This is a genomic window from Sporomusaceae bacterium ACPt, assembly GCA_041428575.1.
Lineage (GTDB): Bacteria > Bacillota > Negativicutes > Sporomusales > Sporomusaceae > Sporomusa_D > Sporomusa_D carbonis.
The window spans coordinates 1-20,571 of sequence record CP155570.1 but is presented as its reverse complement, the minus strand read 5'-3'; the positions used below and the strand labels follow the sequence as shown (position 1 = coordinate 20,571).

Sequence of the window (20,571 nt, the reverse complement as noted above, 5' to 3'; positions counted from 1 at the left end):
GCATTATCATTATGTCAACAATACTTTATTTGGTATATTTTTGAAATACAGAGCGCCCTGTTAGGGCGCTCTACATATTAGTCGTTATTAGCTTTCTTTTCAACAACCGCCAGCGCGACAACTTGATCGTTTTCTTCGGTGCGCATTACTTTAACGCCTTGGGTACTGCGGCTGGTTACCGGGATAGTGTCAATTTCCATGCGGATGATAATGCCGTCACTGGTTATCAGCATGAGTTCCTGGCCAGGTTTAACAACTTTGATACCGACAACATGACCAATTTTTTCGGCCGATTTAGGTTTGATGTTAATAATTCCTTTACCGCCCCGTCCTGTTATGCGATATTCGTCTATTGGTGTACGTTTGCCATAACCTTCGGAGGTTATAGTCAACACTTCACCGTCTTTTTTCACAACATCCATGCCTATTACCTGGTCGGTATCCTCTAAGTTTATGCCTCGTACACCGTGGGCTGTTCGGCCCATGACCCGCACATCGGTTTCATGGAAGACAATGGCCTTGCCATCTCTGGTACCCATGATGATATCGTGTTCGCCGTTGGTCAGCTTAACACCAATCAAATCATCATCTTCATCCAGCGAAATAGCAATTAAGCCCCCTTTGCGGGCTGTGTCAAACTCCAGCAGTTCCGACTTCTTAACAATGCCTTTTTGCGTGGCCATAAATAAGTAGCGTTTGCCGGTAAATTCTTTAATAGGAATAACAGCCGTGATTTTTTCATCTTTTTCAATCTGCAGCAGGTTGACAATAGCTGTCCCTTTGGCTGTCCGCCCGGCTTCAGGCAGTTCATATCCTTTTAGGCGATAAACTCTGCCCCTGCTGGTAAAGAACAATAGATTATGATGTGTTGTCGCCACAAAGAGATGTTCAACAAAGTCTTCCTCTTTGGTGCCCATCCCGGTAACGCCTTTGCCGCCCCGTTTTTGGCTACGGTAGGTATCAACCGGCAGACGCTTGATGTAACCCTGGTGGGTCAAAGTAATTACAATATCTTCCTCGGCAATAAGGTCTTCAACATCAAGTTTAGACACATCACTGGTAATAACCGTGCGGCGTTCGTCGGCAAACTGTTTTTTAACGTCCAGCAGTTCTTCCTTAATAATGTTCATCACTTTATGTTCGTCAGCCAACACGCTTTCCAGCCATTCGATGGTTTCCAAAATATCTTTGTATTCCATCTCAATTTTTTCGCGTTCAAGTCCGGTTAGCCTTTGCAGACGCATGTCCAGGATGGCCTGAGACTGCTTTTCACTAAGGCTGAACTTATCCATTAACGCGTTTTTAGCAATCTCCGGCGTGCGTGATTGGCGAATGGTGGCAATAACGGCGTCCAAATGATCAAGCGCAATTTTCAGACCTTCTAAAATATGTGCACGCGCCCGCGCTTTATCAAGTTCAAATTTAGTGCGACGAATAATTACATCTTTTTGATGGTCAAGATAATGCCTGAGCACTTCCTGCAGGTTGAGCACTTTGGGACGACCATTCACCAACGCCAGCATAATAACACCGAAGGTCTCTTGCATTTGCGTATGTTTGTACAACTGATTCAAAATTATATCAGCATTGGCATCCCGTCTGAGTTCAATGACCACCCGCATGCCGGTACGGTCACTCTCATCCCGAAGGTCGGTAACCCCGTCAATCGTCTTGTCCCTTACCAGTGCAGCAATACTTTCAATAAGTCTAGCCTTGTTCACCTGGTACGGCAGTTCAGTAACTAAAATACGTTGCTTACCACCAGACATATTTTCAATTCTGGCTTGGGCACGGATTCTAATGCCTCCCCGGCCGGTAGTATAAGCCTGTTTAATGCCTTCCCGCCCTAATATCAAGGCCCCGGTCGGAAAATCAGGCCCTTTTATGGCCATCATCAACTCGGGGATAGTAACATCAGGATTATCAATCATCATGATCAGGCCGTCAACAACTTCCCCCAGATTATGCGGGGGTATATTGGTGGCCATACCGACAGCAATACCGGCCGAACCGTTGATTAACAGATTAGGCACCTTGGCCGGAAGCACGGCCGGTTCTTTCAATGATTCGTCATAGTTAGGAACAAAGTCAACGGTGTCTTTTTCGATGTCGGCCAGCATTTCTTCAGCAATCCGCGACATACGTACTTCGGTATAGCGCATGGCTGCTGCCGAATCGCCGTCGACCGAGCCAAAGTTACCGTGTCCGTCTACCAGCATATAGCGGGTAGAAAAATCTTGCGCCATTCTGACAATAGCATCATATACCGAACTGTCGCCATGAGGATGATATTTACCTAAAACTTCGCCGACAATACGCGCCGATTTCTTATACGGCTTATTAGCGGTCATTCCGGCTTCATGCATAGCGTATAGTATCCGGCGATGAACCGGCTTCAGGCCATCGCGCACGTCAGGCAGCGCCCGCATAACAATTACACTCATGGCATAATCGATATATGAATTTTTCATTTCTTCTTCAATTTTGACAGGTAAAACTTTACCTAAACCAAAATCTAAACTATCTTGCACATAACCACCTCAGTAATCGACATCTTACTATATTTTCCCCACAAATGCAAAAAAATCCTGCAAAAATCAGGCCAATCGCAAAACTATTAGAATATCTGGCTCATTGTCATCCGTTATGCTGACAGAAGCTTCAGTGCGCCTGTAACCTAATTTTAATGTAATCCATATACTAACACGAAAGATATATAAATTTTATCATGATAACGGAGGCGCAGTGGTTCATGAACATTTTTTATGTATTGCTGCTCGGTTTGGCTGTCAGTATTGACGCCTTTGTCGCCGGCATAGCTTACGGGCTAAAATCAATAAAAATGCCTGTCCGTTCTCTTATTGTGATTGGCCTTATCACCGGAATATGTACCGGCGTTGCCATGGCTCTTGCCTACTATCTGGGTTCACTCCTCAATACTCATCTGGCAGTTGCCGCCGGCTCACTGATGTTAATTACTATTGGTACCTGGAATATTCTTCAGGAATACATCGCCAAAAATTCCTCAAATAAGGATACAAAAGTGGCCAATGCCCGCCTTACTGTCCGGATGGGCCGCATAGTTATCAGTATTATGGCTGATCCGGAAACAGCCGACATGGACCACTCTCATTCTATCAGCCCCTCTGAAGCCGTACTGCTTGGTTTGGCTTTAGGCATTGACAATATCGTTGCCACCTTCGCTGCCGCTCTCATTAAACCACTTCCACTATACACCCCGGTAATAATGGCTATTATTCAGATACTCTTGATTGGCTTGGGGATGACCGCAGCTACCCGCCTGGGCTCCGATGATTTAAAAAAAAGATTTCCCTATATTCCCGGAGCAATACTGATAATATTAGGTCTACTGCGCTTGGTATAAGACCAGGTGCAGTTTTTTTTAGATAAATTACCGCTTATTCGGCTTAACAAATCCTGACAATTCTACTACAATTAAACATGAACTGTAAAATAAAACTAACTACGAATTGGAGGACCACTATGCCTTACAAAATTTTAACCATTAATCCAGGTTCAACTTCTACCAAAATTGGGTTATATCATGATACTGAAGAAATACTCACCCAAAATATCAGTCACAGTGCTGAAGATCTTGCTGCCTTCTCAACAATTACCGACCAGTTTCCATACCGTTTGGAAAAGATAAATGCTTTTTTAGCCGGTCAAAACTTAAAAGCCGGTGATTTTGCGGCAATTGTCGGTCGTGGCGGCCTCCTGAAGCCATTGGTAAGCGGCACATATAAAATCAACGATATGATGTTAGATGATTTAAAGCATAACCGCTATGGGGCTCATGCTTGCAATCTGGGCGCTATTCTTGCTGACATGATTGCCAAACAAGGCGGTTGTCCCGGCTATATTGTCGATCCGGTAGTTGTCGACGAACTGACTCCCATAGCCAGAGTTACCGGACGCCCGGAAATTGTCCGCAAAAGCATCTTTCATGCCCTTAATCAAAAGGCGGTTGCCAAACGTTTTGCCAAGAGCATCAACCGTCCTTATAACAGTCTCAACCTAATTGTGGCTCACTTGGGTGGCGGCATCTCTGTTGGCTGCCATGCATTAGGTGAAGTTGTCGACGTTAATAACGCCTTAGACGGAGAAGGCCCATTCTCACCAGAACGCGCCGGCACAATGCCGGCCGGACAATTTGCCGAAAAAGTTATTTCTGAGAATTTGGATCATAACTCTGTGGCCAAGTTGTTAGCAGGTAAAGGGGGCCTGGTAGCCCACCTTGGCACCAATGACGTACGCGAAGTTGAGCGCCGGGTTGCAGCAGGAGATGACCGGGCAGCTATTGTTTATCAGGCTATGATCTATGCAATTGCCAAAAGCATTGCCGCTGCGGCTGTTCCCGTCTGCGGCAAAGTAGACCATATTATTTTGACCGGCGGTATTGCTTATTCTGAGCAACTTACCGCCAAACTCAAAGACTATATTGGTTTTATCGCTCCTGTCGTTGTCCTGCCTGGTGAAAATGAACTACAAGCGCTGGCTGAAGGCGCTTACCGGGTACTAACCGGCGAAGAAGCAGCCAAAGAGTATAAAGGCTAATGGTAAGAAAGAACCGGGTTGCGGCAAAATACCGCTAACCCGGTTCTTTCTTTTTTATACATGATTAATCATCCCACACGGAAACTATCTTATCTTCAGTACAACGAATTATCTTATCCTTGTTGTTGAGTTTGGTCTTTAAATCCACTTTACCGCCCCATAAATCGGCAACATATTTTAGGGTCTCCTTGGCATAATTCATCTCCAACTCCCGCCCGTCGTAAACATGCTCGATCACCAATACGCCGTTCTCCACCCCTTGCGGATTTATTTCGGGTACCATTCCCAAGCCGACGGTATTGGCTAATTCATCCCTGATCACTTTCCAGCCGTCTTCGTCAGCAACTTCGGCCACAACAATCTCAGCGCCGCGTATCTTATAGTTAAACAAACACATTTCTTCGCATAGTTCCCGGTTTAAATACCGTCTTAGAAACGACTGGTCCCGTTCTTGGGCCCGAATTTCAAATATTTTGTCTTGCCCATGATTCTTATCAAGATATTCAAACATTTTAAAACCGATAAAGTATGGGTTAATTTGACCTTGATACGGCCTGACAACCAAATTGTGGCGCTGTAAAAATTCAAAATGCAGACCTTGTGGTAGTTCAAGGTCATTTAACAGCCGGTAGTGCCAATAGCTGGCCCACCCTTCATTCATAATCTTGGTCTCCATCTGGGGTAAGAAATAGAAGGATTCTTCTCGCACAATATTTATTAAGTCTTTTTCCCAGTACGTTAATTTACCGCGCTCACTCAAAAATCCCAAAAGATCAATTTTAAGCCGGTCTGGCACCACATCAGGCGTTTCCTTAGCCAGTTCGCTCCTGCTGGGAGGTTTTCCTTCGCCTTGCCGCCTGATCTGAAACCGCAAAGCATGAGCGGCGTCGAGAATTCTTTCAACCTTTTTGGGACCAATACTGGGATCGGCAATATAGTCCCGCACCCGGCTGGCGTGGGACTTAAACATTTCAACCGTCAGTTCAGCCCGGGTGTTTTCTTTAAACAACCGGTTATTTTTGAAAAAATCATTGTGTCCGTATACATGGGCAATTGTCAGTATCTGCAAGAGCAGCGTGTTATCCCGCATCAGGTAGGCAATGCATGGATCAGAGTTTATCACCATCTCATAGGGTAAGCCTGTTAAATTATAGCTATAAAAAGTTTTTTTCCGCTCATACGCTTTGCCGAAACTCCAATGGGGGTAGTGGGATGGCATGCCAACATACGCTTCATAACACAGCATATCTTCATAACTGCATATCTCGAACTGTTGCTCATAGCAGTTAAGACCGGCTTCATGCATAAGTGTTTCAATCCGTTCATTCCATCCTTCAAGCTCACTCATTGTATAGTCTGTCACTCATCCTTCCCCCCCGTCCCAGTCCCTGATTCTGCTTCTGTCTCTTTTTCCAGCACCCGTTTAAAAGCCGGCCAAACATCCTCTTTGCGCGCCATACATACCATTATAAAATTTTTATCTTTCATTTTTTGTTCAAGATCCCGGCGAATCGTAATACCATAGCCATAATTAGCAAGTATTTCAACATAGCCGACTAAATTGCTGATACTAACTAATTCCTTGGCCATCTCGAGAGCTTTCGGATTATCTTCAGACCAATTGTCGCCGTCAGTACAATGAAACACATAAATGTTCCATACCGATGGATTATAGCGCTGTTCGATGATTTCCAGCGCTTTAGCATAGCCGCTGGAGATCATTGTACCGCCAGACTCGCCGTGGTGGAAAAATTCACGTTCATTAACTTCCTTAGCTTCGGTGGTGTGGGCAATAAATACTACTTCCACCTGCTCATACTTCCAGCGCAAAAACTGATATAACAGAAAATAAAAGGTACGGGCCAGATATTTTTTACTCTGGTCCATTGAACCAGACACATCCATAATACAAAATACAACAGCATTAGAATGGCGCCGGATATCTTCTTTAACCCGGAAATATCGCAAGTCTTCCTCTCGAAACGGCACCCGCTCCCGTACCCGGTGGCCATCTCCGGACTGGTCCTCAGTACAAACTTTTTCTCTGATAAGTCCTTGCTGCCGTTTTAGCTTTTCAATTACTGTACGCTTTTTAGCAAGCCGCGGCGGAATTCCTTTACGCTGATATCCCGATTTTTTAAACTTATATTCTGCATCTTGTAAGGCAAACTTTTTCCGCTCTAAATCTGGAAGTTGAATATCCTCAAACATATAGTTTACTATTTCATCCATAGTAATTTCAGTTTCGTAGATCTCTTCGCCTGGCTCACTTCCCGGCTGGCCCACGCCATTATCCTGCTGGCTGTTAGTGCGGCCGAGAACCTGACCGCGGTACTCTTTGCCACTGCCGCTGGCCGTGCCGCCGTTATTCTTGCCATATATGAACTGGTATTCCTTAATACCGCGAATCGGTATCTTAATTTTTTTATTTTTACTTTGGCCAATGATGCTTTCATCGGCAATAATATCACCCAGGTTGCGCTTTATAGCATCTTCTACCAGTTCGCGATGGCGTTTGCGGTCATATTGCGAGCGGTCAGACTGGCCGGTACGTCCTTCCTTAAATATTGCCATAGGCCCTCCTCCGTTCTTGCACTAGTCCTTCCACAAGTTGTTGGCAGCATATTTTAACACCACGTTGCAGCAATGCGCGCAATAACCGTTCTCTTTCATGGCTTCCACCATAGCATTGAATTTAGTTTCTTGTTCTTTATCCCGTACTCTCGCCTGGGTAACAATCCGGGAAAGCTCTTTGACCGATGCTGTTAATTTCTTTTCGATGGCTTCTTTGAGCGGCTCATAACTCCGGTAGTCAATTTTGCCCCCGCCCCGCATAACCGTGAACATATATGAGGTTACATCCTGGCGAAAACCATGGGCGGCCGTACCGGTAATGCCAATTTGCTCTTCTATGGACTGGAGGAACTTAACATCCGGATCAAGCTCTTCCCCGGTGCTCTTGTCTTTTAGCTTTGTAGCGTTAACAAAAGCTTCAGCATGGTCAAGGTAATTGTTAAACAAACTTTCGGCTTGTTCTTTATAACCGTGAATAAAGGCCTTGGTCACTTCTTTTTCCAGTATTTTGTTGTATTCCTTTTTGATCGTATCCTGTAAAAAGCCAAGATAACGCTTTTTCTCATCTTCGGCAATAGCCAGTTCTTTGGTTGCCCTAACCATGGTCTCAATAACGGCAATTGGATTAATGCAATTAAATTCTGATTCTGATAGAGTAGTATCAAGGGCCTTCATAATAAAACGGGTGGATATACCGGTCATACCCTCACGCGGCGCCTCATCACGAAGCTCAAATATGTCAATTTTCTTGGTAGAACCTTTTTCCACAATTTCTTCACCATTATAAATTTTTAGTTTTGTAAGCGGGTCAACTTTGGAAGAGGCTGTTAAACGGGTAAGAATCGCGAACATAGATGCCACTTCAATGGTATGAGGTGCAATATGGGCGTTAAAGCTGCTGTTTTTGAGTACCTTGCGGTAAATTTTCACTTCTTCGTCCAGTTCCAGACAATACGGCACTTCAACCTTGACAATACGGTCCAAAATGGCTTCATTGGTGTGGTCAGACTTAAACTTATTCCATTCAGCTTCGTTGGAATGAGCCAAAATAATGCCATCAAAGTAAATCATGGCTCCTTTTCCAGGTGACGGAATGGATTTTTCCTGAGTGGCCGTAATCATGGTGTGAAGATATTCAACATCATTTTTAAAGACTTCGATAAATTCCACAACACCCCGGTTACCCACGTTAAAAGCACCATTCAGCGACAATACTCTGGGGTCATCCTCAGGATACAAATCAAGCTTGGAAATATCAACCGAGCCTGATAATACCGAAGTATCCTGGTTATTAGGGTCAACTGGCGGAACAACACCAATACCCTTACGCGACCTGATAGAAAACTCGGAGGTAGTGACCGGAAAACGTTCAAATTCACCGTTATAATCGTGTTTGAGGCGATAGCGGCAGATAGGACACAAATCACCTTCAATTTTGACACCAAGCATTTTCTCAAATTGTGGCCTCAGATGCTGAGGAATAAGATGCAATGGTTCTTCACGCATGGGACAGTCTTTAATCACATATATCGGCGGACTCATTTCCAGAGCTTGCTTTAACGCTTCCATAATGGAAGATTTACCAGCCCCAACCGGTCCTACCAAATACAACACCTGGCGGGACTCTTCGCCTTTCATTGCTGCTGAATGGAAATAGCGCATAATTTTCATTATGCTTTTGTCAATACCAAAAAACTTGTTCTGGAAAAATGCGTAGCGTTTGAGAGTATCACTGCCGTAAATCCGCTTTAAGCGAGGATTTTCTTCTGTTTTTACCGTTTCTACGCCCGATTTTATCAATAACTCATACATTCGCTGATGGGCCAAAACTGCTACACCGGGATTCTCTTTGGCAATTGACAAATAGTCTAGCAAAGTACCGTCAAACTTGGATTGTTTGTGTTCATCCCGGTCTTGCTTAATAAGCTTTTCAAAATCATAGGCCATATCACATGCCTCCTTTTTTTGATGAATGTCATGGGAAATAAAACTTGAGGGCGGTTTTTTATTCCAAATTATCAAATAAGCCGAAGTTACTTTTTTATAAACCTAAAAAATAGGCTTTTTACTAATTTATTACCTTCTACAAAAAATTGGGCCTGTACAAATAAAAAAACGCAATAGATGTTTTGGAAACATCCATGCGTTTTCCCATAATCCTTTATTTATCAAGCTTTTCTCCGACAAACAGCATTCCGATAATACGCCCGGTTTTATCTTTAAGAGGCTCATAACTAACTATATACCATTGCCGCATAACGGTCGCGCGGCCAATGTAATCAGTTTCCCGCCCAAGCACTGCTTTTTCCACATAGTTAGCCGCCGGTGTACCGGTCGCCCGTCGCCCGGACTTAGTGGTAACAGTTGTGGCAATCCGGGTATTCCCTTGGAATACCGTAAAAGCTGCTTCTATTTTACGTGATATTTCGTCAACCAGTTTGTCATTGTTATTAATTACTTGATTACCAGCCACCATTTGATTGTTGCTGTTAATATAAATCGGACCACATTCAAGTAACAGCTTTCGCGCTTTCTCCAACTTATTTTTTATCCGCTGCTTAGTATTATCATCAATAGCAACAAACTGGGCAGTCATCTCTTCCATTCCCTGTGCCATTTTGTTCAGTTCATGAGCCGACGTTGCCATTTTTTCGATCGTAGCAAACACTTCTTCACTGGCGGCGTTAATTTCCTGACTGGCCCCTGAAAACTGACGGGCAATTCCCGTTATCTCCTGAATATGTGTAGCAATATTGCCAATATCAGCCGTTACTCCGGCTGTATTTTGCGCCATAAATTTTACTCTGTCTCTAAGCTCTTGGCTTATGGCGATAATACGACCGAGTGCAACCTCCGAACCACTTGCCATCTCCGCTCCCTTATGAGCCTGATCGAGTGCTTTTTCAATAGCCGCCACAGTATCCACCGTTTCCCGCCGGACTTCCGTAACTAGTTTAGTTATTTCCTCTGCTGACTGACGCGAACTTTCGGCCAGTTTACGCACCTCATCAGCAACCACTGCAAAACCTCGACCTTGTTCTCCCGCCCGTGCAGCTTCAATGGCGGCATTTAAAGCCAGCAAATTGGTCTGGGCGGCAATCGCCGTAATTACTTCAACGATCTGGCCAATTTGACTAATCCGCTCTGCCAAGCCATGGACAACTTTAGCAGATATATCCATTTGCATTTTTACTTCTGTCATGGTCACAATGGCTTCTTTTACCTGGTTAGCGCCTTCAACAGCGCTGGCGCTGGCCTGACTGGCAAGCTCAGCCGTTTGTCCGGCGAGCCGGTTACTATCTTGAACTTTGGTATTGGCATGGAAAGAAACTTGATTACATAATTCCAGGTCCTGTACCTGTTTGGAAGCACCAGCGGCTATACCTCCAATGTTCTCGGTCGTCTGTCGCATGGCTTCAGCCGTCTGAGTAGTATAATCGGACAAATATTTGCTAGCCTCGGACACTTTGCCGCTAATCTGCGTAATCTCACTAATCAAATCAGATATTTTCTCCATTAGATTATTGGTGTTCTGGGCCAGTTGGCCAATTTCATCATTTGTCACGATTTTCAGCTTTTTGTTCAAATCACCACCGCCGGCGGCCATCTCTCGTAAACTTGCCAGTAACTGATGCACAGGATTGGCAATAATTCTGGAAACACCAAATGCCCATAACACTAAGACTAAAGCAGATAAACCAGTATAAATAAATAAAATCGCGTGCAGCTTTGCTGCTGGCAGGAGGACTATCAAGGCTAGAATACCTGTTAAAGGTACTATGCCGGTAAAAAACAGACAGAGAGCCAGTTTGCCGTTAATACCTGTAAACCATTTTTGCCAATCAGACATGAGTAGTACCACCCCTTCCCAACCAATTATTTTTTTCACAATCTAACTTCGTGAAATTTCTGTCAAATCCTTCTAAAACGGCCTGTACATGTTACATTTGACACAATCTTTTTAATTACAAAATTAGATCAACATCATCATTATTCGACAACATGATCCGCACCGCAACACTTCCGCCTATACCGGCATAGTATGATAGCGGAGGTGAAAATATGGCATATACCATTGTACAAATAACCCTTCATCCATTGGTGGTGCTGTCTCTAAAGGCTGTATCCGTATGTACAACCGGGATGTGCTCGAATTATCAAAACTAGTGTCTATTGGCACCCCGGTTATTATTGAAAACTATTAACCCTTGTTTTATTCCTCACTGCAACCTTTATCTGATAAACGCGATAAGCAAAAGTCTGCACTTAACTGTTCAAAAAAAGTCACATTAAATTCCCCAGGAACAGTGCCATTGGTAAGACGGTTACTATTAAAGCCAATAACTACCCCTTGAATAATGGCTGTAGTTTTACTTCCTGGCAGCGGTATGCCGCGAAAAGGATTAAAATTAAGCGGAGCAATATAATAGTTTAATATTCCGTCACTATTAACAACTAGGCGGTTGGGATCAAACCCATCTGCCGTATACACGGCATCAGTAGGCGCTGCCGGGCGTAACCCCCGGTCAGTAGCAAACCATACTGTATACACCCCTAGAGGAATTAACCTTTCTGCCGATATGGATATACTGCCGCTATCATCATACCCGCACACTTCACCGCTGGCTACAGCCTGAACCCAATAACCGGCATCAATTGCTGGCGGTTTATTAGCCGGCAGTATATCGAAATCCAACTGGCAGCATCCCTGGCATTTTTCACTTTTTCTGTCAGCCATCATACTTCTCCTTTTCTACATGCAGTTATATTAGACAGTTCAATTTAGTTTGTATATTATATGTTACTAAAATTACATAAGTTCCTAGTGAAATGAGAAAGATCTCTACAAAACTAAACCCGGCCATATCCTGGCAGGGTTTAGTTCAATGATTCTTTTATTCTACATTTGATTAGATTTTATTATTTTTACAAATAATGTATAATAAAAATTGTATTCTTTTATCGCTAGGAGGTACTATAATGTCGGAAACACTGGGAAAAAGCGCAGCTAAAGTTCAGGAAGAACTTAATAAATACGGTCTTGAATTAACGGTAATTACCATGAAGGATTCTACCCGCACTTCGGTTGAAGCAGCTAATACTATTGGCTGTCAAGTAGGACAAATTGCCAAATCCATGATATTTAGAGGCAAGACCAGTGGCAGGCCTATTCTTATTGTAGCCAGCGGCAGCAACCGTATTAATGAAAAAAAGATGAAAGAATATCTGGGCGAACCAGTCTCCCGTCCTGACGCGTCATATGTTCAGGAGACTACCGGTTTTGCCATTGGCGGCATTCCGCCAATTGGACATGCTACTAAAATGAAGTGCTTCATCGATGCTGATCTCCTCCAATATAATGAGCTTTGGGCAGCTGCCGGAACCCCTTTTGATGTTTTTCGTCTTACACCTGATCAGTTGGTAACAATCACACAAGGGCAAATCATTGATGTGAAATAAACCAAGAACCGCTGCACCGGGGGATTTTGATATGTCAGAGCAGGCGAAACCGGATAAAATAAAACCATCATTCAATCAAAAGCTCAAGCATTGGGCCAAAAAACTAAAAGACGATATCATCGCCCTATATTACGCAATCAAGCATTCACAAACACCGTTATATGCCAAAGCAATAACTGCCATAGTTGTCGGCTATGCTTTAAGCCCGATCGACCTCATTCCCGATTTCATACCCATTTTTGGCTATCTTGACGATGTCATTTTATTACCATTAGGCATCGCAATGGTAATAAAACTAATCCCTTATGAAGTTCTCCAGTCATGCAGGGAAGAAGCGGCTAACAATCCTCCTGCAATGAAACCGAAACTTTGGATTGCAGCTTATGTTATAGTAGCAATATGGATTCTTGTTCTCTACGGTATCTATATAGTATCCAATAAAGATGTACAGGCGTGTTGTTAGTATAAGCGTAAGACGACTATTTTTTTACTCATTAAAAAAACGCCATTTCCAATCACTACAATTGGATAATGGCGTTCTTCTATTTTTATATATCCAAATTCCTTACTTTGCTGGCATTCTCTTCGATAAACTTTCGCCTAGGTTCTACTTTATCCCCCATAAGTACCGAGAATATCTCATCAGCATCCATAGCGTCCTCAAGTTCAACCTTAAGAATCGTTCTGGTCTCAGGATTCATAGTTGTTTCCCACAGCTGCTCAGGATTCATTTCACCGAGACCTTTGTAACGCTGCACAGTTATACCTTCCCGGCCGATTTTGGCCAGTAGATTTTCCATTTCAGCATCGCTATAAAGATACCAGTGTTCTTTGCCTTTTTTAACAAGATATAATGGCGGTTGAGCGATATAGACGTGGCCTCCCTGGATTAAGGGCTGCATATGACGGTAGAAGAAAGTCAGCAGTAAAGTACGGATGTGCGATCCATCAACGTCGGCATCTGTCATGATAATGATTTTGCCATAGCGGCGTTTTTCAATATCAAAATCTTCGCCAATTCCATTGCCAAAAGCAGTAATCATAGCCCGGATTTCTTCATTGTTTAGTATTTTATCCATTCTGGCTTTTTCGACATTGAGGATTTTGCCTCTAAGCGGCAGGATAGCCTGGAAACGCCGGTCACGACCTTGTTTGGCGCTGCCGCCGGCACTATCGCCCTCGACGAGGAATATTTCTGCCTGATCAGGGTCTTTTATCGAACAGTCAGCCAGTTTACCAGGTAACGAACTGGATTCAAGCGCACTTTTACGCCTGGTGAGTTCGCGCGCTTTACGGGCTGCTTCCCGGGCGCGGGAAGCCATAACTGCTTTTTCTATAATTTTTTTGGTAACGCCAGGATTTTCTTCAAAGAATTCATTAAGACCTTCGGATACAATATTATCAATGACACCCCGGACCTCACTGTTACCAAGCTTAGTCTTGGTTTGGCCCTCAAACTGCGGTTCTTGAATTTTGACGCTGATTACGGCTGTCAGTCCTTCGCGCACATCTTCGCCGCTTAAGTTCTCGTCATTGTCTTTAAGCACATTAAATTTTCGCGCATAATCATTAATGGCCCGCGTCAGGGCAATTTTAAAACCGCTTAAGTGTGTGCCGCCTTCCTGGGTATTAATGTTATTAACAAAAGAATATATATTTTCAACATAACTGTCATTGTACTGAATGGCTATTTCGGCAAGTGTGGTATCTTTGGCTCCGGTTAAAAATATCGGCTTAGGATGAATGACATCCTTGTTCTTATTTAGGTATTCGACAAATGAGACGATGCCGCCTTCATAATAAAATTCCTGCTTTTCTCCGTCACGCTCATCTTTAATAATTATGGTGACTGTCCGGTTAAGAAAAGCCAGTTCCCGCAGGCGCTGTTTCAAAGTATCAAAACTGTATTCGGTTTCTTCAAAAATTTCGGCATCAGGCTTAAAAGTAACTTTAGTGCCGGTTTCCTCTGTTTCACCGATTATCTTTAGGCTTTCAACAGTATTGCCGCGTTCAAAACGAATAAGATGAATCTTACCGTTTCTTTTTACTTCAACTTGCATCCATTCCGATAATGCATTTACTACCGATACACCAACACCGTGAAGACCGCCTGAAACCTTATAGCCTTCGCCGCCGAACTTGCCGCCGGCATGCAGTATGGTAAGTACAACTTCAACGGCCGGTTTACCTTGTTCAGGCATCATATCTACCGGAATACCGCGGCCGTTGTCAATAACAGTTATACTATTGTCTTTATGAATGATTACTTCAACCCTGTTACAATATCCAGCCAAAGCTTCGTCAATACTATTATCTACTACCTCATACACCAAGTGGTGCAAACCTTTTGTTGAAGTGCTGCCAATGTACATTCCCGGCCGCTTACGTACAGCTTCCAATCCTTCAAGAACCTGAATCTGCTGGGCGCTATAACTGCCGTTCACCGTTGTATCGCTAATATCTACCATAATAACTAACCCCCGTTATTCCTCATCTCCGACCGGTATGTGACCTGCCCGCTTTTTAAGTGTTTGTGAAGATATTGCTGACATATAAACATTTTGGTCGGTAATAATAAAACTTTTCGCGCTATTTTCCGATATGTCAATTAATTTATTACTTGATTTTACGTTTTTTATATACTGGTCAGTAACCGCCGAAGCAGCTATCTTTAAATCAAAAATAGCTATTACATTCCGCAAAGGAATTACCGTATTAGCGCCCAGATGCAGAAACATACTTTTTCCTCCTGACTTTTTCCGCAAGTCGGGTTTTTACTTTACTAATTACATGATCGACTATTTCTTGGGTTATCTTATTAGGCTTAATTCCCGTCATGAGCATTACCAAGGTAGCTTCGGTAAGTTTGTCGGCTGCGCGATCAAACAAACCGCGAATAAGCTTATGCACTAATAATTTCTTGGTAGTATGAAATTCGCGCGGGCTGCAGGGAACAAACTGGGAAATTTCCTGATAGGTAAGCCATGGCGCTTCAGTCAACAGCCTGGTGATAGAACTTATCTTTTCCTGCTTATGTTCAATACTGCATATTGTACAGTAGCTTTGACCTGGTGGCACCAGCACGCTACAGCGTTTACAAGATTGCCAACCATTTTTTTGTTTGGTTTTGTTAAGCCCTTTCTGCTTGATTAAAATATAATAGCATTTTTTTCGCAATTTGTCGTCTTTTATAGACTCGGTTTCCCGCCATAGGGTAGCCAATTCATCAGAATCAAGTTTGGCGGGTTGTAAAATAACGACACTATCCCCATCTTCTCCAAAATTCTGGTATTTTCGTAAATCTCCTGCCTGAAATCTAATATCAATGATGAGTTTTTCATTTAAAAATGTGTTAATTTTATCGATTATTCCTGGTTTGAGCATCAGCAGATGATGACTCCACACCGGATTATTAACAGCTAAAAGTAAAATACCGCGCTGTATTGAAACCGGCCAAGCATGGCTGGCAATCTCATCACCGGCAATTTCCCGCCAATGAACAAGAACAGACTGGGCATTGTACCTTTTGGCAAGCCCCAGCGCTTTTAGCGTACCTGGCAATACATCCTTTACGCTGAACATATGTATCACTCCGTTACTGTACCATTCATTATCCGATAAAATTTGCCTAGCTTTACTTCAGAAAAGTATTGTTCATCAGCAGCAGTAATAAATGTCTGAACACGCTCCCTAATAAATAAGAGTAACTCAGAACGGCGTCCGGCGTCAAGTTCACTCATAACATCATCTAAAAGCAAAATGGGATATTCTCCCGTCTCGGACTTTATAAATTCAAGCTCTGCCAGTTTAAGTGCCAATACGCCGGTACGTTGCTGGCCCTGTGAGCCAAAATTACGCAGATTTTTACCGTTAACTGAAAAAATAAGATCATCCCGGTGTGGTCCGATATTGGTACTGCCACTCATAATATCCTGTTGCTGCAGACGATTGAGTTGTTCATAGTACCAGCCACTTAAGTCCTCTATCTTATCCTGGTTGGCGCCGTTAAGATAATAAGCAACTGTTAAATTTTCACGGCTACCGGTTATTTTCCGGTGATGGAGGTTGGCTAACATGGTTAATTTTTTTACCGAATCCTTACGTTTCTTGACAATATTGGCAGATGCAACTGCTATTTGCTCATCCCATGGTACTAATAAATCGCTGCCGGCTTTACCTTCTCTGATTTTTTTTAACAGATTGTTGCGTTGGCTGAGCAGCCGGTTATAGCTTAAGAGCTGCCGGTAATAAGCCGGACTGGCTTGAGATATTTCATTATCCAAAAAGCGCCGACGTAAAGCCGGCGCTCCTTTTATTAATAATAAATCTTCTGGTGAAAACAGTATGGCGTTTAGGGACCCTATAATTTCGCGCACCGGCAAAGGATGACTATTGTATAGTATCTCCTTATTTTGGCCGGCTATAAGTTTAACCTTTAAACAGTTTTCCACATCCTGCCGGAAAAAAACTACTTCAACACTTGCAGCCGGTTGCTCCCAACAAATTAACTCCTGGTCAGTGTTAGTACGATGTGACCGGCCCATAGCGGCAAAATACAAGGCTTCCAGTAGATTGGTTTTTCCCTGGGCGTTAAGGCCAACAAAAACATTAATATTTGCTGTAAAATTAATATTTAAATTTACATAATTACGAAAATTACGTAAAGTAAGTTTTTTTACTCTCATGCCTCACCTGTAATTATCCTCCAGCAGCCAATGCCTTTGACCTCGACAATATCACCAGGACGGACTTTTTTCCGGCGTTCACTGATAATATTGCCATTAAGCTTAATAAGCTTGTCTTCTAAAAATGGCTTAATTTGGGCGCCATTATCAATAATTCCGGCCCATTTTAGCAACTGGTCAATATTAATTTCCGGAGTATGTATTTCGATTTCTTCCATACAAAAACCTCCTGACCAAAAGGTGTTTTAGCAGTTTTCATTAGCTGGTGCGAACAGGAGTAATGATATAAATATAATTTTCATCATTAACCGGTTTTATGCTTGCCGGACTAAGCGGGGTATTTAATGAGAAATGCAGTTCAGGAGTGCCGATATTTTTCAAGATATCAGTTATATATTTGGCATTGAAAGCAATAGCTATTTCAGTGCCTTCAGTAATTACCGGCACAGTTTCGTATGCCTTGCCAACGTCCGGATTGTTAGAAGTTATGATGACTTCATCAGAATTAAACTGGAATTTTATTACATTATATTCACCGTCTTTAGCCATAAGGGAAACGCGTTCGACAGCATCCATAAACAAGGCGGTATTGATGGTAGCAGTAGTACCAAATTGCGGTGGTATTACCCGGTTATAGTCGGGGTATTGTCCCTCGATGAGCCTGGATTCCAGGTAAACATCCTCAAAACTAAAAGCTACTTTGTTTTTTTCCCAGCAAATATGTACATCAACAGGCAGTTCGGAAGTTAATAGGCGGGCTAATTCATTGAGAACTTTTGACGGGATAACAATTTTTAGCTTGTTTTCATCATTATTCATGTTTTCCAATATGCTCTTTTTTAATGCTAGACGGTGAGTATTGGTGGCAACCATTCGCACATCTTTATCTGTTGATTCTAATAACGCGCCGGTGAAAATCGGTCTGCTTTCTTCAGTGGCGCAAGCAAAAATTGTCCTCTTAATAAGGTCCCGGAGTACATTATCTTTAATAGCCAAAGTATTTATCGTTGTATTTTTTTCAAATAATGGTTTTAAAACAGGAAATTCTTCGGCTGGAAGGCTTAACAAGTTGAATTGAGAGTTTCCTGCCGTAATTTTTATGGTACGGTCTTCGGTCGATGAGGCAATTCCCACTAATTCTCCAGGAAGTCTTTTTACTAATTCCTGGAAATAACGGCCGGACAGCACTATTTGTCCAGGAATATCTACCTGTGCATCAATAGCGCATTTTATGCCTATTTCGTAATCAGTAGCCTGTAACTCAAGTTTGTTATCTTTTGCTGACATATATATTCCTGACAAGATGGGTAGTGTAGCTTTAGCTGCTACAGCTTTTTGAACAGTTTGGACAGCATGGTTTAAAAGTTCCCTGGCACAGGTAAGTTTCATAGAAAAAGCCTCCTTGCGTTTATTTGACGCGGTAAAAAATTTTTTATTAAGCTGTAATATTATTATTGTTTAATACATATATTAATAAAATAGCCGTAATAGTAGTAAGAGCTGTAGATATGTTGATAACCAGGTTGAATACTTGCCGGGGCAGACAATGTTAATGTTAATAATATGTCGATAAGTATAATAGCATTTATCAACATATTAACACAAAATTCCCGGTTTAAAGTTATCAACATTTTGTGTACAAATTAAATCAGATGTTATAAACAAAATTATATACCTAAGACTCAATACGTTTAATCAATTCTTTGATCGTATTATTTAGTTTGGCGTCCATATTCCGTTCCCGGCTGATTTTATCATGAGCATGGATTACTGTTGTGTGATCGCGGCCGCCGAAAATTTCACCAATTTTCGGCAATGATGTTTCGGTCAGCTCGCGGCACAGATACATGGCGATTTGGCGGGGATAGGCGACATTGCGAGTGCGTTTCTTAGCCGAAAGGTCTTCAAGTTTAATTTTAAAATGAGCGGCGACAATTTCCTGAATAAGATCAGTGGTAATTTGTTTCGGCCGTCCATTAGGAAAGATATCTTTGAGTGCCTCGGTGGCTAAATCAATATCGATAGGCTGGTTATTGAGTGAGGCATAGGCAATTACCCTAATAAACGCGCCTTCAAGTTCTCGGATATTGTTTTCGATGCGGCTGGCGATATAGACGAATACTTCATTGGGAACATTAAGATTTTCCAACATAGCTTTTTTACGCAATACCGCAATTCGGGTCTCGAGATCAGGGGCCTGAATATCGGTAATTAATCCCCATTCAAAGCGGGAACGCAGTCTGTCCTCAAGAGTTTGAATCTCGCGGGGCGGCCGGTCGCTGGAAATAATGATTTGTTTATTAGCTTCATGTAAGGTATTAAAAGTGTGGAAGAATTCTTCCTGTGTATGTTCTTTTTTAGATAAAAACTGAATATCGTCAACAAGTAAAACATCAATATTGCGGTAACGCTGGCGGAAGCTTTCCGGATTGCCGCTGATAATCGAATTAATAAGCTCGTTGGTAAACTTTTCGCTTGATATATATACTACTTTCATATTGGGGTTGTTTTCTTTAATACGATGGCCGATGGCATGCATAAGGTGGGTTTTCCCCAGACCTACGCCACCATAAATAAAGAATGGATTGTAGACTTGTGCCGGAGCTTCAGAAACAGCCAGTGAAGCAGCATGGGCTAAGCGGTTGGAATTGCCGATAACAAATGTTGAGAAAACATATTTGGGGTTTAATATGCAGTCATCAGCAGGTGTTATACTGGGCGGCTGCGTTTTGGCAGGCCGTTTTTCCGGAAGTGTATTGTTTTTTGGAGCAGGCGACGGTAAAGTTGCTGCTGAAGAAAGAGCCGCCGCCGCTTCAGGGATGTCGCCGATATCGTCAAGATATTTTAGAAAGTCAATATTGTTGATATCTGTTCCGGTATCCTGATGTACAGCTTGTTGTGTCAGTGTGGGCTTGTCTTTAGCAGGGGGGCTGTTGGCGGTGTCAGGATTGTCGGTGACTTCAATATCGTCTTCCGGTTCCGGCAAGGGGGCTTCTTCGGTGCCTTCCATTTCAATATCCATATTAATAAAAATAATTTCAAAGTCCTTGTTGGCGGCAGCTTTTAAGGCAGCCTTAATAACAGGCACATAGCGGCTTTCCAGCCATTCTTTGACAAATTGTTTTGGAGTTCCGATCTCAATGACATTATCATTAATAGATAGCGGTATTGTTGATTTAATCCATGTTTCAAATAATGGCTTAATAAATGCTTTTTTCATATGTACCAGAGCCTGTTGCCAAATGCTTGCCATATAAGCGGTATCAGCACTCAT

At 42.7% G+C, this 20,571-nt stretch carries 18 protein-coding genes; 5 read left to right on the top strand and 13 right to left on the bottom strand.

The window, feature by feature from the left end; genetic code table 11:
• Positions 1 to 77: 77 nt before the first annotated feature.
• Positions 78 to 2,531 (bottom strand): DNA gyrase subunit A, encoded by a 2,454-nt coding sequence (gene gyrA / locus SCACP_RS00090; RefSeq protein WP_425059468.1) that lies wholly within the window; start codon positions 2,529 to 2,531, stop codon positions 78 to 80.
• A 221-nt stretch (positions 2,532 to 2,752) separates the two neighbouring features.
• Between gyrA and ytaF the strand changes: the two genes are divergently transcribed.
• Both ytaF and buk read left to right on the top strand, forming a co-directional pair.
• Positions 2,753 to 3,385: a sporulation membrane protein YtaF gene (gene ytaF, locus SCACP_RS00085; RefSeq protein WP_425059467.1), complete on the top strand. Its 633-nt coding sequence runs from the start codon at positions 2,753 to 2,755 to the stop codon at positions 3,383 to 3,385.
• A 119-nt stretch (positions 3,386 to 3,504) separates the two neighbouring features.
• Complete coding sequence (buk, locus tag SCACP_RS00080; protein ID WP_425059466.1) at positions 3,505 to 4,578, top strand: butyrate kinase; 1,074 nt, start codon at positions 3,505 to 3,507, stop codon at positions 4,576 to 4,578.
• Positions 4,579 to 4,642: 64 nt separating this feature from the next.
• Here buk and SCACP_RS00075 read toward each other — a convergent pair whose 3' ends face one another.
• The 4 genes from SCACP_RS00075 to SCACP_RS00060 all read right to left on the bottom strand — a co-directional run bounded on the left by SCACP_RS00075 (position 4,643) and on the right by SCACP_RS00060 (position 11,041).
• Positions 4,643 to 5,941, bottom strand: coding sequence for a SpoVR family protein (locus SCACP_RS00075; RefSeq protein ID WP_425059465.1), 1,299 nt, complete (start codon positions 5,939 to 5,941; stop codon positions 4,643 to 4,645).
• Complete coding sequence (locus SCACP_RS00070) at positions 5,938 to 7,152, bottom strand: YeaH/YhbH family protein (protein WP_425059464.1); 1,215 nt, start codon at positions 7,150 to 7,152, stop codon at positions 5,938 to 5,940. The genes SCACP_RS00075 and SCACP_RS00070 overlap by 4 nt, the downstream gene beginning before the upstream one ends.
• Positions 7,153 to 7,173: 21 nt before the next feature.
• Positions 7,174 to 9,099, bottom strand: coding sequence for a serine protein kinase (locus SCACP_RS00065; RefSeq protein WP_425059463.1), 1,926 nt, complete (start codon positions 9,097 to 9,099; stop codon positions 7,174 to 7,176).
• Positions 9,100 to 9,313: 214 nt separating this feature from the next.
• On the bottom strand, positions 9,314 to 11,041 hold the full coding sequence (locus SCACP_RS00060) for a methyl-accepting chemotaxis protein (RefSeq protein ID WP_425059462.1): 1,728 nt from the start codon (positions 11,039 to 11,041) through the stop codon (positions 9,314 to 9,316).
• Positions 11,042 to 11,219: 178 nt separating this feature from the next.
• Here SCACP_RS00060 and SCACP_RS00055 point away from each other — a divergent pair, with 178 nt between their 5' ends.
• Positions 11,220 to 11,357, top strand: coding sequence for a L,D-transpeptidase (locus SCACP_RS00055; RefSeq protein WP_425061470.1), 138 nt, complete (start codon positions 11,220 to 11,222; stop codon positions 11,355 to 11,357).
• Between the two features lie 8 nt (positions 11,358 to 11,365).
• Here the strand turns inward: SCACP_RS00055 and SCACP_RS00050 are convergent, their stop codons facing one another.
• Positions 11,366 to 11,890, bottom strand: a complete 525-nt coding sequence (locus SCACP_RS00050; RefSeq protein ID WP_425059461.1) for a hypothetical protein — start codon at positions 11,888 to 11,890, stop codon at positions 11,366 to 11,368.
• 242 nt (positions 11,891 to 12,132) lie between these two features.
• Here SCACP_RS00050 and SCACP_RS00045 point away from each other — a divergent pair, with 242 nt between their 5' ends.
• Both SCACP_RS00045 and SCACP_RS00040 read left to right on the top strand, forming a co-directional pair.
• Positions 12,133 to 12,612, top strand: coding sequence for a YbaK/EbsC family protein (locus SCACP_RS00045; protein ID WP_425059460.1), 480 nt, complete (start codon positions 12,133 to 12,135; stop codon positions 12,610 to 12,612).
• A 31-nt stretch (positions 12,613 to 12,643) separates the two neighbouring features.
• Positions 12,644 to 13,075, top strand: a complete 432-nt coding sequence (locus SCACP_RS00040; protein ID WP_425059459.1) for a YkvA family protein — start codon at positions 12,644 to 12,646, stop codon at positions 13,073 to 13,075.
• Positions 13,076 to 13,160: 85 nt separating this feature from the next.
• On the opposite strand, the gene gyrB is transcribed toward SCACP_RS00040, so the two are convergent.
• The 7 genes from gyrB to dnaA all read right to left on the bottom strand — a co-directional run bounded on the left by gyrB (position 13,161) and on the right by dnaA (position 20,550).
• On the bottom strand, positions 13,161 to 15,080 hold the full coding sequence (gene gyrB / locus SCACP_RS00035) for a DNA topoisomerase (ATP-hydrolyzing) subunit B (RefSeq protein ID WP_425059458.1): 1,920 nt from the start codon (positions 15,078 to 15,080) through the stop codon (positions 13,161 to 13,163).
• Between the two features lie 15 nt (positions 15,081 to 15,095).
• Entirely contained in the window at positions 15,096 to 15,350 is a 255-nt protein-coding gene (gene remB, locus SCACP_RS00030) for an extracellular matrix regulator RemB (RefSeq protein WP_425059457.1), read from the bottom strand.
• Positions 15,328 to 16,194 carry a DUF721 domain-containing protein gene (locus SCACP_RS00025; protein WP_425059456.1) on the bottom strand — a complete coding sequence of 289 codons (867 nt, stop codon included), beginning with the start codon at positions 16,192 to 16,194 and terminating at the stop codon, positions 15,328 to 15,330. The genes remB and SCACP_RS00025 overlap by 23 nt, the downstream gene beginning before the upstream one ends.
• A 5-nt stretch (positions 16,195 to 16,199) precedes the next feature.
• Positions 16,200 to 17,297: a DNA replication/repair protein RecF gene (gene recF, locus SCACP_RS00020; protein ID WP_425059455.1), complete on the bottom strand. Its 1,098-nt coding sequence runs from the start codon at positions 17,295 to 17,297 to the stop codon at positions 16,200 to 16,202.
• Positions 17,294 to 17,515, bottom strand: a complete 222-nt coding sequence (locus SCACP_RS00015) for an RNA-binding S4 domain-containing protein (protein ID WP_425059454.1) — start codon at positions 17,513 to 17,515, stop codon at positions 17,294 to 17,296. The genes recF and SCACP_RS00015 overlap by 4 nt, the downstream gene beginning before the upstream one ends.
• A gap of 40 nt (positions 17,516 to 17,555) precedes the next feature.
• Positions 17,556 to 18,686, bottom strand: a complete 1,131-nt coding sequence (dnaN, locus tag SCACP_RS00010; protein WP_425059453.1) for a DNA polymerase III subunit beta — start codon at positions 18,684 to 18,686, stop codon at positions 17,556 to 17,558.
• 286 nt (positions 18,687 to 18,972) lie between these two features.
• Positions 18,973 to 20,550 (bottom strand): chromosomal replication initiator protein DnaA, encoded by a 1,578-nt coding sequence (dnaA, locus tag SCACP_RS00005; protein ID WP_425059452.1) that lies wholly within the window; start codon positions 20,548 to 20,550, stop codon positions 18,973 to 18,975.
• Positions 20,551 to 20,571: the final 21 nt, after the last annotated feature.

What these genes read in the sequence shown, in the direction of transcription:
- ytaF (WP_425059467.1), top strand. Translation starts at nt 2,753, where the DNA reads ATGAACATTTTTTATGTATTGCTGCTCGGTTTGGCTGTCAGTATTGAC.
- buk (WP_425059466.1), top strand. Translation starts at nt 3,505, where the DNA reads ATGCCTTACAAAATTTTAACCATTAATCCAGGTTCAACTTCTACCAAA.
- SCACP_RS00070 (WP_425059464.1), bottom strand. Translation starts at nt 7,152, where the DNA reads ATGGCAATATTTAAGGAAGGACGTACCGGCCAGTCTGACCGCTCGCAA.
- SCACP_RS00065 (WP_425059463.1), bottom strand. Translation starts at nt 9,099, where the DNA reads ATGGCCTATGATTTTGAAAAGCTTATTAAGCAAGACCGGGATGAACAC.
- SCACP_RS00050 (WP_425059461.1), bottom strand. Translation starts at nt 11,890, where the DNA reads ATGGCTGACAGAAAAAGTGAAAAATGCCAGGGATGCTGCCAGTTGGAT.
- SCACP_RS00045 (WP_425059460.1), top strand. Translation starts at nt 12,133, where the DNA reads ATGTCGGAAACACTGGGAAAAAGCGCAGCTAAAGTTCAGGAAGAACTT.
- SCACP_RS00040 (WP_425059459.1), top strand. Translation starts at nt 12,644, where the DNA reads ATGTCAGAGCAGGCGAAACCGGATAAAATAAAACCATCATTCAATCAA.
- gyrB (WP_425059458.1), bottom strand. Translation starts at nt 15,080, where the DNA reads ATGGTAGATATTAGCGATACAACGGTGAACGGCAGTTATAGCGCCCAG.
- remB (WP_425059457.1), bottom strand. Translation starts at nt 15,350, where the DNA reads ATGTTTCTGCATCTGGGCGCTAATACGGTAATTCCTTTGCGGAATGTA.
- SCACP_RS00025 (WP_425059456.1), bottom strand. Translation starts at nt 16,194, where the DNA reads ATGTTCAGCGTAAAGGATGTATTGCCAGGTACGCTAAAAGCGCTGGGG.
- recF (WP_425059455.1), bottom strand. Translation starts at nt 17,297, where the DNA reads ATGAGAGTAAAAAAACTTACTTTACGTAATTTTCGTAATTATGTAAAT.
- SCACP_RS00015 (WP_425059454.1), bottom strand. Translation starts at nt 17,515, where the DNA reads ATGGAAGAAATCGAAATACATACTCCGGAAATTAATATTGACCAGTTG.
- dnaN (WP_425059453.1), bottom strand. Translation starts at nt 18,686, where the DNA reads ATGAAACTTACCTGTGCCAGGGAACTTTTAAACCATGCTGTCCAAACT.
- dnaA (WP_425059452.1), bottom strand. Translation starts at nt 20,550, where the DNA reads ATGGCAAGCATTTGGCAACAGGCTCTGGTACATATGAAAAAAGCATTT.